Consider the following 9,896-nt stretch of genomic DNA (forward strand, 5'->3'; position numbering starts at 1 on the left):
GCACCTAGTAAATTAAAACGGATGTCCCGACACGGGAGGACTTATAGACGATCTCCAGATCGGCGTCACCCAGCCGGATACAGCCGTGCGTTACGGGGAGGCCGAGGAGCCTTTTGTACAACGTGCCGTGAATGAAATATCCGTCGCCGAAGGCCATGGCGAAACGTCCCAAGGAGCCGCCTTCGATCCGCTCGGATGATTGGCGGGAAGGGATCGGCTTATTCTCCTCAATGAAAGCCCAGTCGGGTTTGACCCACACGGGATTTGCCTGCTTTGCTAGGATCTGGAACCGCCCCCGCGGCGTTTTGAAATGCCATTTCTGATCACCGGGGCCCTCCAGGCGCTGGAAGGATCCCGTGGAACACACCGCATCGAGGAGCACCTCGTTGCCGTTTTTCAGGAAGAAGCGATTCTCCAATGTGTTAATCACGATGTAAGGATCCTTCGGAATCTTGCCTTCGAGGCGCTGCGCCAGGGAGTCTCTTTTCCTGGAAAGACTCTTGATTTCCCCGGCAAGCGACCCGCCGGCCGGCGAAGCGAAGATTTCCTCCGGCGTTAGCGGCCTCCATGGCGCGGTCGTCGTCGCGAAAACCGCCAGAAAAGCCGACACCAACACGACGGCCGCCAAGACGAAGAGCGAGCCATGGAGAACGCTCCTGTTGAGCACTCTATCGAGCACGCTCCAATTGAGCACCCCATCGAGCGCCCTCTCAAGCACGCGCTTTGCACTAATTTTTGACATCGCTGGCGTGGGTTCCCACGATAGCAACCTGTGTTCCCACCGGCACCCGATCGAAAAGATCATCCATGTCGGAGTCCTCCAGGGCGATGCATCCTTCCGTCCAGTCGACACCGCGGCCGCCGTGGCCGTGGATCTCGATCAGTCCACCGATATTGGTCCGCGGGGATATCCGCCCATCCAGAACGGCCTGTTGAAATCTCTCGCGGTCACCCTCATTCGGATAATCGAGCCGCAGGGCTTTGTGAAACCGCGTCTTTTCGGGACCGAGTTTCAAGACGATGCGGTAGATCCCCTCCGGGGTCATCTGATCCCCTTGGTGCATCTTATCCCCCATCCATTGCCGGCCCAGGTCGACCTTGTACTTTTGGATCCTCTTCCCCCGCACGTAGAGATCGCAGGCATGGTCGAGCTTCCGGACGATGAGGACGGGTTGACCTGTCTGTCGTGACCAATCAAGCGTCTCCCGCGCCCAAAATTCCCAGTCATCGGAAGACTTCAGATATCGGTCGAGCCGGCCCTGGATCTGCTCTTCAATCCAGGAAACGCTGTCTGAGACAATTTGTGATTTAAGGATCGATTCTTCATACATTTCCCGGTCAAGGAGCCAATCACTCTCCTCAAGCAGGATATCGAGTCGTCCCAGCAATCGGCGCGTATCCGGCCGGGCCGGATGTTGCGCGAGAAGTTCTCGCGCTTGGGACAAGGCCCCCGCCGCGCTCATGATTCTCTCCATCGCGAGCAGGGTCAGCGAGTCCTGCGCCGCCCGCGTGACGGATTCTGCTTCCGCCGCCTTGAGCGCAGCGCCTTCAATCGTTCGGAGAGCCGGTGTAAAGTCACGCAAGAAGTAGAGACGCCGCCCCTGTCGTTTCATTCTTTCGCCGGCGACTTGGAGGGAATCCTCAGACGCCTCGAGGAGTCCGGCGGCATACTGCTCAGCGCCCGACTCCCTGGCCCTCTGACAGGCGTCCTGCACCGCCCAAAGCGCTTTCAGAGGGGGCATCGGCCGCTTGATGTAGAGAATCACGGCGGCCAACGCCGCGCAAAATAGCAGCCCGGAGATGCGAAGAATGATCTTGCCGGTGCGGTGACTCATGAATCCTCACCGCCCGGATCCCATGCGAGGGATCCGGGCGACTTGGTGACTTTCAGTTTATGTCAGTTAGGGCTTTTTCGTTCCGGATGTCTGTTGAATAGCCATGGCGGCGCGAATCTCATCGGAAATGCCGCCGGCCTTTGTCAACACCACCATCGCATTCGACTTGGCGCTCATAAAATTTCCATCATCGTAGGCCGCTTGGGCTTCCTCCAAGCTCGGCGCGAGGGCATTCAGGTCGGCCTTCATGAGTTCAATGTCGGCGCGATTCCCCTTGCCGACCGGCGCATTGACCAGAAGATCGCGGCTCGCATTGAGGGCCTGTTCCGCTTCAAAGATCATCGCCAGGGCTTCTTCTTTTGTACGTTCCTTGGCGATGCCGGCGCTTTCCCGAGCAGCTGAGGCGAGTGAACAGGATTCGGCTAATAGGTCACGCGCATGGTCGTATTTCCTGGTCAATGAGAATTTGGAATCCTGCTCGGATATCAATCGCTGCGCAACTTCGAGCGACTCCCGGGCCGCGCTGTACTCCCGGTAGGCATAATCCTCCGCTTCCGCCTCGCGGGCTGTGGCAAGGCTCTCTTGCGCCGCTAAAAGCTCGGTATCCGGCGCCTTGCTACATGAGGTCGCCAGGCCAAGGGCCAGCAGACAAGCCCCAAGAACCAATGATCTTTTTACTAAAACCAACGTCTTCATGGCACCCAACTCCTTCTCCATACCATGGAGTTACATCACTCCAAGGAGGAACCCGCGGCAGCCACGGCTGTGCGGGTAAACCCCCGGTGGCACCGCGCCGGAACGGAGCCCTTCAAAGGGCTATGGAAAGAGCCCTCCCGGGGGAGGGCCTCCATAAGGGAACCGTTTGTCATTTTTTCGATTCCGCCAATATCTATAATACAGGGATTCCCGGCGGATTCAAGATTTTCAACATATTTTTGTATAAAAATGAACATTTTATGCGCCGCCCAACATCCCCAAACCCCCTGGGCGATCAAGCTGCACGGCCTGCAAGATGATGTTTTCAGAGGATGTGCCCCCGGCAGGACTCGAACCTGCGGCCTACGGTTTAGGAAACCGTCGCTCTATCCACCTGAGCTACGAGGGCGTAATGACTTACAGAGACGGGATTCGTCTCTTCTACCGTTTCTTCTACCGAATATACCCTTAAGGCCTCTCGTCTCACAATATCAACAGCGGTCCCGTGATACCTTTTTAGCTGGGGAGCGAGACCGGCCCCCAAATCCCCATGCCCGTACACTCGATCTTGTGTTAAGCTTCTAGCAATCGGAAGTGAAATCAAGGTCTTAGGAGATCGACTGTTTCCAGTTCAAGTACGCTCCGGCAGACCGACACACTGTGAATATCCAATGATCTGTGCCATTGATTTTCGGCACTTAAAAGGAATGAAGTCTCTAAAATGATCCGGTCTGGGATACGAATTGGAGCTACGATTCTCTTGGTTCTTGCTTGGACACCATCCCAATCTCTTGTCCAAGAAGGGCCTCACTTGATCGATTTGAGTCATCTAGCCTCTCAGCTTCCCTACGAAGCGATGCGGGATCCCGAGCTTAGCCTGTTGGATAACAACACTCGCAACCGGGGCCAAATTGTCGGCGATCTTGACGGTGATGGCCTCGACGAGATCATAGTAGGTGTGGAGATGGGCCTGCTCGCTTGTAAATATAACCATTCCCAGCTTTTCGTGTTATGGCAGCAGAACCTACCACAGAGCTTCCTTCAAGAGGGTCCACCCATCGGCCTGGGATGCACATCAGATATTGATGGCGATGGCGCGGATGAAATATTTCTGACTGCTACTCTTCCCGACAAGAATATGTCGCGGCTCTGGGGTTTCGATACGGCACGGAATCAGATCATCTGCGATATCAATCTGCCGGTCGGGCCCGATCGCAATGGGGACGGGATATGGGATGGCTACTACCTAGCCGCCGGAACACTAACCAACATCTGCGAAGATGGGCATGCAGCGGTTCTTCTACAGTGCATCGTCCACTATGATGCCTATCCCAGAGGGTTGATTGCCATCGACCCAAGAGACGGCACAGAGATCTGGCGTTTCGACATGGGGCCCAATCCCATTCAGAATGCACTTTGGATCGGTAATTTAGATGAGGACGGCTATGATGAAGTCATTTGCACCAGCACCTCCCCCGCTAATCTGAAGGGAGATCTAATCAATAGTACCAGCGATGACAAATCCTGGTTGTTCGCGATCGATCACGATGGAGAGCTGATCTGGCGGCAGCCTTTGGGGGAATATTTCTTCGCCTCACAACTCATTGTTGCTGATCTTGATGGCGATGGTGTCTCTGAAATCGCCACTGCAACCAGACACCATGGGGCCGGCGATTTCGAGGATCAGCTGACCGTACACGCGTTGAGAACAGGTGAACCTCTATCACAAATTAGCGTTACATCGAGCTATCTAGGATTGGAGTTTCTTCCCTCCACTGAGGAGATGGGTGGATACTTGTTCACTGGTTCTCATGAAAATCATATCTCACGTTATCGTTTCGATGGCCATGATCTGATCTGCGATCGAATTGCTCAACTGGATTCAGGGGCCAATATCATGGCAAGCGGACAATGCTTGCCTTCGACAGGAATGGAACTCATCGCCTCTACGGGAGCCGGGGATATACTCATCCTGGATGAGAATCTGTCAGCCTTGGCGAGTTATCCGTTCGAAATCCCTATAGCCGGTGTTCTGAAGGGAACTATTTGGCAACCCCCGAGAAGCTCATCTAGATTTATCACCTATACGTCACAGGGGAGACTCGCTCTTTCGTTTCAACCGGCTCATATTCGAAGCCTCGGATGGCTGTGGATGTTATTGGGCTTGGCGGGCGCGATAAACACTGCCGCAATTTTTTGGTGGAGAAGGAATCGCCAAAAGAGCCTCCAACCTGAACTTTTGCCAAAGTCAATTGATCGCGAAGCATTACGGCGCGTTTTGAACACAGCCGAATTGTCAGGACATGGCCAACTCAAGGCGATTGGGGGGCTGAAACGTGTTGTCTGGCAACTTGGGAGTGCCCTCGATGAGGAAAGCGACGTAATCAAAATCGAAGATGGGCTTAAACATAGCTTGACAGACTATCGAGCGTCCATTCATGACACCTTAGAGGGGTTCCTCTCAAATACACATAATTCCGGTTATCAATTGGATCTGGTTCGGCGTACTCAACCAGCACTTGCCAAAGTCTGGTCGATTATTCAGGAAATTGAAGGTGAGGAACTTCCCAGGCATACAGCAAAAGATATCTATGACCGGCTAGAGTCACCCACCGCCATCGCCGTCGATGGCATCAACCATTTAGTAATCCAATTAGTGGAATTCTTCACTGTTGATGCAGGTGAAATGGTCACCTGCCTGATCGGCCTTCAAGCACATGACCTAGCCGAAGCGGGTATCACGGTTGAGATCCAGACGCCATCAAATGGCAAAGCACCGCTTTGTATTATTGAAGCGAGTGAACTGCGTTTTATCCTTGAGAACCTTTTGGGAAACGCAATTGAAGCGATGTGTGAGAGTATTAAGCGCACATTAACCGTCTCGTTTCACGAATTTAACGAAACGCTCTCGATTAGAGTGTCCGACAGCGGTATAGGTGTTCCGCCGGAAAAAAGAGAAAGTATCTTCGAAGTTGGAATATCGGCCAAATCAAACGGAGGCCTAGGCCTTCCGCAATCCCGAGTGCTCCTTCGTGAATGGAAAGGTGAATTGAATTTGGAATACAGCGAAGTGGGGTCAGGGAGCAGTTTCTTGCTCAGGATTCCCAAACCCAGAGCTGGAGGCAATGATGACCGAACTCCCATTAGTTCTAATCATTGATGATGACCACATATTCTGTGGTGATATCGCCGAGAAATTAGCCTCGAATTTCCGGACAATGAGTTCATTCAACAGTTTGGATGGCTTGGCGGCGATCAGGCACTATACCCCCGAAGCAATTCTTCTGGATATCCGTTTGGATGAAGAGGCTAATGGCTTCGATGTTCTCGCAAAAATCCATCAGATGGAAGCCCCAGCACCTGTGATAATGCTCACAGAGGACACGAATGTAGAGACAATTGTTCAATCGATCAAACGGGGCGCCTATAATTATATAACAAAACCGCCTAACTCAAAGGTGCTGATAGCGATTCTGTCCAAGGCCCTTGAAGAATCCGTCCGACAAAGAGGGAGATGGTCCAGGGAACATGAGATCCGATCTCTTAGGGGCGAATTCATAGTCAAAGACGAGAGGATGAGTGCTGTCCTGGATTTGGTCAAAAAGATCGCCCCCAAAGATACTACCGTCTTAATCACAGGAGAGTCCGGAACTGGCAAGGAACTCATAGCAAGGCTAATCCATCAACTGAGCCGTCGCAGCGAGGGACCTTTTATTGAATTTAACTGCGGGGGTTCTACCAGTGAGTTGATTGAAGACGAATTATTCGGTCATGAGAAGGGGGCCTTTACAGGTGCAGATAGACGATTCAGAGGCTGTTTTGAACGAGCAAACGGAGGAACCCTTTTTCTTGACGAGGTTGGCAACAGTTCGCCCGAACTCCAGATGAAGCTTTTGAGGGTAATTGAGAATAAGTCCTTTCGAAGAATCGGTGGCGAAGTATCTATCCGTTCAGATCTACGCATCATTGCAGCAACAAATAAAATTCCGATAGAGGAGATCAAAGCAAAAAGATTGCGTGAAGACTTATACTACCGATTGTGTGGCATTGAGGTGTTTATACCGCCCCTCAGAGAGAGGCTGGGTGACATTTTGCCAATTGCAGAACATTACCTCGCTCAATCTTCCAATGGAGAGATACTGGGATTTACTCCAGCAGCTCAAGAGTACCTACAATCCCAACCATGGGACGGTAACGTCAGAGAACTTCGCAACGCAATTGAAAGAGCTTTGGTGCACTGCAAGGGTCGGTCTCTAGATATACATGATTTCCTGAGCAATCCTTGCCGTCCCATGTCACCCCCGCCATATAGAATAGCGAAAGAAGCAAATACTTTAGCATTCCTGCATGATTATGTAAGTCAATGCCTGAGGGTAACAAAGGGCATCAAGACCCGAGCGGCCTCACTGGCTGATGTGACACCAGCACAATTTCAGCTCCTATATAAGAAATCAGGAGTCGATGTTTCTCTTTTTCGCCCATCCCCCGAGGAAGAGAGTGGCCAGGACTGAAGAATTCCCTCAGATACCGTATTATATCATAATTGATATGGTGCTTATCATAAACAATCACATAGGTTTCTGGATTTTCAGTCCAAGCGCCATATCTTTTTTGATGTGATTCGTTCGAATCTCCGAATATTGATCCTCAAGTAAGAGCACATCTATCTTTATTAATACCATAGTAATACAGGTTTGTCACCTCCCTTCCAGACCCCTCCCCCATTCTGGTACGGGGCTTGCATTTGTTTGAGCCAAGGACACCCAGGGGAGGTGTCGGAGATGGGAAAGGTTGGTCTGTCGCAGGAGATAGGGCCAGCCTCAGCATAAGTGGGAGAAACCATGAAACAAAAAGTGCTATGTCTTGGAATCATTCTAATCCTGGCGGGACCTGCGTCAGCTGCATGGCTTGAATTTTATAACGAGGATTTCAGCAATGAACCATACTTTGAGATCTGCGGTGAGTATACACCTGTCGAGGGTGAGTATTTCCGCTGGAATGAGGTTGATGAATATTACGAAGTCCGAATTCAGGATACTCAAGAATTCACTCCAAAGTACGCCTGCTCGCCCACATTTGACGTAGCTACCCAGGATTCGTTCCGCGTAAGACTCGACATCAAAGTTGTCGAGCATCAAACCGGATTACCAATCGGTGTGCGATGTGTTACAGCGGAAGTCCCCGAGGGCAATGGAATGACAATGGTCTATGAAGGCGCCCACAATCAGCAATTCGACGTTGCCGATTGGCACGGAATTGAGTATGGAACGCCAACAACCATCCAGCTGGGAGTCTGGTACCACTTTGATATGTTTTATCGAATGGGTACAGCTACTGTAGATATTTCGATTACGGATCGTGAAAGTGGCGTGAGTTATTTGGAAATTGCCGCCGAACCGTTTAATCCCGATGCGTTCGACACAATCGCAATTGGATACAATACTCTGATTCTTGAAACATCCGGATTTGCTCAAATTCATGTCGACAACATCATTGTCGATTCTTGTGTAGGCATCACGCCCAACAAGTCGAGTACTTGGGGTGTGGTCAAATCATTGTACAAGTAATATTCATGCAATTTGAATGTGTCGATCAGAAGTGTCAATAGCAATCCCGACCTGATGATCGTGGTTAATTGGCTTGGTGCCGCCATCAGGCTTGCAAGAGTTGAGCATCAAGGGGATGGAGACAGAGAAAGTGAATCAGCGGATCGTGATTATCCCCCTTGTATGCTCTTTTCTATGAAGTTAATACTTGTCTGCGATGGAGGAACTCATGAAGACTTTATGCAATAGTATCCTGACATTCATCCTTGTTCTCGCTGCCAGCGGGTCGCTGGCTCAGACAAACAAAGCTGGTATCACACCAGAAAACGAAGGAGTCAAATACAAGAGCATTTCAAACTTCCACATGGTAAACATGCTAGGAAACCGCGATATCCCAACAGATGGACTGCTCGCCTACTACCCTTTCAAAAATGGGAGTGCTGAAGATCATTGGGGTAGTAATGATGGAACGAACCATGGCGCTTCTTCTACCGAGGACAGATTTGGATGCGACGACTATGCTTTCTACTTCGATGGCGACCATGATTATGTTTCCATTTTCAATTTGCACTCTTACTCAGTTTTCTCTGTCTCTTTATGGGTTCTTCATGAAGATCAAGAACTAGCCTGCTACATCATTTCTGGAGACGATGGCAATACGGATCGAGGTATTGGGATCGGCCATATAGACGAGATCTTTGTTCACACTGGATTGGGAGGTGGAACGACCGAATATGTAGTTCAACCTGGTGAATGGATTCATGTTGTTCTCCAATTTACTCCGGATGATGTAATTGTGCACGTAGATGGTTCCGAGATCTGGAGCTTCGGTGCTGCTGCTGGCGGTTGGCAAGAAAGCGGATGGGATATCGGAAGTTCACCCTTCATGTCACACGATCGTTATAACCTCAAAGGGAAGATCGATGACGTTCGTATCTATGATAGACCGCTGATAGATGAAGAGATACAGGCTCTATATAACGAACCATGTGACTGCTACGATCCCTCCCCCACCACACTCAGCACATGGGGCGCGATTAAATCCGTCTACAGATAGACATGTTATCTGAAAATCACAGAGGGCGACGCATCATCGTCGCCCTCACCTCACCGCCGACGAGAAAAGATCCGCCTCTACCGGTTAGAATAGACCCACCCACGTATCAATCAGGCGGCATAATTACCATCCCCAAAAGACTTACCGATTCATATCTGGACATTCAGTTTCATTCTCGTAGGAGGTCCTGCATGCCCAGAGCCCGTCCCTGTCGAATATGTCGTAAATGGTTTCGCCCTGATCCCCGTGTTGGTGCTCGGCAACGGACCTGCAGCAATCAATTCGGTCGCCTCGTCCCGGGCGAACGAGCCGAATACGGCCAACCGGGCTATTCCCAGGTCGTTCAGTCCGCTCCTGTGCTCCGCGAGTTGTTGTAGCAAATCCTTCAGGGACATGACGAAATTCCCCCACTTAAGCTGATCCAAATCATAAGAGGAGTATTGCACGGCAAAAGGTTTGTGAAAACCCCCATCGGTGAGGCAAGGAGATTGACGCCCATCCCCCTGAACCACCATTTTGGGTCGCGTCGATGGAAGCCTGGCCAAGAATCTCTTGGAGCACCGCGGGGCTCCCTCCCCGCTCCAGCCAGCGGCAGGCAAAGGTATGCCGAAGGCGCGAAGAGTGAGCATGTCAAGAATCTAGTTGAAATTTTGTAAAAGACTCCCCGCTCATTTTAGGCCGCTTTCAAAAGGTCTTTCTCCTCTTTCGAGAATTCTTGCTCTATTGAGGCAATGACCTCATTGATATCCAAATAACCCTTAA

The 9,896-nt window shown here is 51.0% G+C and carries 7 protein-coding genes and 1 tRNA gene; 4 read left to right on the plus strand and 4 right to left on the minus strand.

The window, feature by feature from the left end; genetic code table 11:
* Positions 1-4: 4 nt before the first annotated feature.
* The 4 genes from KJ970_12295 to KJ970_12310 form a co-directional block, all read right to left on the minus strand.
* Complete coding sequence (locus KJ970_12295; protein MBU2691698.1) at positions 5-742, minus strand: L,D-transpeptidase; 738 nt, start codon at positions 740-742, stop codon at positions 5-7.
* A complete protein-coding gene (locus tag KJ970_12300) occupies positions 729-1,835 on the minus strand; it encodes a L,D-transpeptidase (GenBank protein MBU2691699.1) in 1,107 nt (368 codons plus the stop codon). Before KJ970_12300 ends, KJ970_12295 begins: the two co-directional genes overlap by 14 nt.
* Positions 1,836-1,901: 66 nt before the next feature.
* Positions 1,902-2,531 (minus strand): hypothetical protein, encoded by a 630-nt coding sequence (locus KJ970_12305; GenBank protein MBU2691700.1) that lies wholly within the window; start codon positions 2,529-2,531, stop codon positions 1,902-1,904.
* 335 nt (positions 2,532-2,866) lie between these two features.
* A tRNA-Arg gene (locus KJ970_12310) sits at positions 2,867-2,940 on the minus strand.
* A 402-nt stretch (positions 2,941-3,342) separates the two neighbouring features.
* On the opposite strand from KJ970_12310, the gene KJ970_12315 reads away from it, so the two are divergent.
* The 4 genes from KJ970_12315 to KJ970_12330 all read left to right on the plus strand — a co-directional run bounded on the left by KJ970_12315 (position 3,343) and on the right by KJ970_12330 (position 9,134).
* Positions 3,343-5,691: a GHKL domain-containing protein gene (locus KJ970_12315; protein MBU2691701.1), complete on the plus strand. Its 2,349-nt coding sequence runs from the start codon at positions 3,343-3,345 to the stop codon at positions 5,689-5,691.
* A complete protein-coding gene (locus tag KJ970_12320; protein ID MBU2691702.1) occupies positions 5,657-7,042 on the plus strand; it encodes a sigma-54 dependent transcriptional regulator in 1,386 nt (461 codons plus the stop codon). Before KJ970_12315 ends, KJ970_12320 begins: the two co-directional genes overlap by 35 nt.
* 330 nt (positions 7,043-7,372) lie before the next feature.
* Positions 7,373-8,098 (plus strand): hypothetical protein, encoded by a 726-nt coding sequence (locus tag KJ970_12325; protein ID MBU2691703.1) that lies wholly within the window; start codon positions 7,373-7,375, stop codon positions 8,096-8,098.
* Between the two features lie 208 nt (positions 8,099-8,306).
* Positions 8,307-9,134 carry a LamG domain-containing protein gene (locus KJ970_12330; GenBank protein ID MBU2691704.1) on the plus strand — a complete coding sequence of 276 codons (828 nt, stop codon included), beginning with the start codon at positions 8,307-8,309 and terminating at the stop codon, positions 9,132-9,134.
* Positions 9,135-9,896 lie beyond the last annotated feature (762 nt).

The sequence above is a fragment of the Candidatus Eisenbacteria bacterium genome, assembly GCA_018831195.1.
Taxonomy (GTDB): Bacteria; Eisenbacteria; RBG-16-71-46; order CAIMUX01; family JAHJDP01; genus JAHJDP01.

What these genes read in the sequence shown, in the direction of transcription:
- KJ970_12305 (MBU2691700.1), bottom strand. Translation starts at nt 2,531, where the DNA reads ATGAAGACGTTGGTTTTAGTAAAAAGATCATTGGTTCTTGGGGCTTGT.
- KJ970_12320 (MBU2691702.1), top strand. Translation starts at nt 5,657, where the DNA reads ATGATGACCGAACTCCCATTAGTTCTAATCATTGATGATGACCACATA.
- KJ970_12325 (MBU2691703.1), top strand. Translation starts at nt 7,373, where the DNA reads ATGAAACAAAAAGTGCTATGTCTTGGAATCATTCTAATCCTGGCGGGA.
- KJ970_12300 (MBU2691699.1), bottom strand. Translation starts at nt 1,835, where the DNA reads ATGAGTCACCGCACCGGCAAGATCATTCTTCGCATCTCCGGGCTGCTA.
- KJ970_12330 (MBU2691704.1), top strand. Translation starts at nt 8,307, where the DNA reads ATGAAGACTTTATGCAATAGTATCCTGACATTCATCCTTGTTCTCGCT.
- KJ970_12295 (MBU2691698.1), bottom strand. Translation starts at nt 742, where the DNA reads ATGTCAAAAATTAGTGCAAAGCGCGTGCTTGAGAGGGCGCTCGATGGG.